Here is a 1,490-nt window from a genome sequence, read left to right on the forward strand (position 1 = left end):
CTTAGCAACGCTTAGTTGCCGAAAGGCCAAGGGGATTTCGGCGCAGCCTAGCCGCAGCGACGCGCTTCCCTGCTTTCGAAGTCATGCCGCGCCTTGGATAAATATCCGAAAGCGATAATTCATGACGCAGCGCAATACGTCACGACGGACCACTCACGTATTGCATCATCGTTACTCGATCACTTCGTCAGCACGCACCAAAAGCGCGTCCGAAACCTTCAGCCCAAGTGCTTTTGCGGTTTTTGAATTGATGAAAAGCTCAAAACGAGTGGGCCGCTCCGCCGGTAGATCGGCAGGCTTGGCCCCCTTCAGCACCTTGGCGGCCATTACGCCGGTCTCACGGTATATTTCGTCGAGGTTGGGACCGTAAGAAATGAGTCCGCCGGACCGGGCAAAGGAAGAAAACAGCGAGATCGAGGGCAACCGATGCTGCTGCGTTAGCTCCGCGAGTTTGGATGAATTAACCGACACGACAGGAGACGACAGCAAAACTACTCCGTCGGGCTGTCGGGCGCTAATGGCTTCAAATACGCCGTCGAACTCAGAAGGTGGTCTGAGTTCAAAAACTTCGGTCCTGACGTTTAAGCGTTGCGCGGCTGCAGACAACGCCCGGGGTTGGACCATCGGTGTCTCCGGGTCCCACAGGACTACCAGATACGAGAGTCCCGGAACGATCTCCCTCAGAAGTTCGAGCCATTTGCTGGCAAAATCGGGAAAGTCCGAGAACACTCCAGTCAGATTGCCGCCCGGATGAGCGTAGCTTTGCAGCCAGCCGCTCTCCACCGGATCGCTTTCGAGATCGAAAGTCACAATCGGAAGGCTCTTTGTCGTAGCGTAAACGGTGCTCGTCACGGCGGGCCCACTGGGCATAAGAAGGTCCACCTTGCTGGCGAGAAGTTCATTCAAGAGCGGCGCAATCTGCCGTGCATCACCACCAGTCGCTCGGGTGAAGAGCTTGATCTGGTCTGGCTCACGTAGACCTTCGCTCGCGAGTCCAGCCAAGAGTGGTATGCTGCGTAATTTGGCTACCGCTTCAGGGCCAGGATAAAGAAAGCCGATCTTCGCAGGCGAGCCGGACTGCTGCGCCCGAGATGCAAATGGCATCGTTGCCCCGGCCCCGATAAGTCCAAGGAACTGCCGCCGCCTCATAGCCTTCTCCGCGCCGCGCGTGAGGACCTGTCAGCCAGACAAACCTATCCACCAGCTGTGCTAAGTGCCACTGCAAAACGGTCTGCGAAGACTGCGCAGGGGCCAATAGCGGTCATTCGATCAACTCATCCGCCGACGCGATGATCGCGTCGGGGACGGTCAACCCAAGGGCTTTGGCGGTCTTGAGATTGACTACTGACTCGAATTTTGTCGGCCGTTCAATCGGCAGATCGGCAGGTCGAGTTCCCTTAAGCACCCGATCTGCGTAGTAAGCCAAGCGCCGATATGATTCCGACAGCTTGGGCCCATAACTGCAGATTGCACCACTTCTGGCGAAGACA

Annotated in this window: 2 protein-coding genes; both read right to left on the reverse strand. The window is 56.9% G+C overall.

Annotated elements, in window-relative coordinates; all coding sequences use genetic code 11:
* Window positions 1–171: 171 nt before the first annotated feature.
* The gene (locus JQ586_RS40230) at window positions 172–1,149 is read right to left on the reverse strand and encodes an ABC transporter substrate-binding protein (RefSeq protein ID WP_212400152.1); all 978 of its coding nucleotides are present in this window, start codon (window positions 1,147–1,149) and stop codon (window positions 172–174) included.
* A gap of 112 nt (window positions 1,150–1,261) precedes the next feature.
* Window positions 1,262–1,490, reverse strand: a 229-nt coding sequence (locus tag JQ586_RS40235; protein WP_283815538.1) for an ABC transporter substrate binding protein, incomplete at its 5' end; no start/stop codon positions are given.

The organism is Bradyrhizobium jicamae (assembly GCF_018130215.1).
Classification (GTDB): Bacteria; Pseudomonadota; Alphaproteobacteria; order Rhizobiales; family Xanthobacteraceae; genus Bradyrhizobium; species Bradyrhizobium jicamae_A.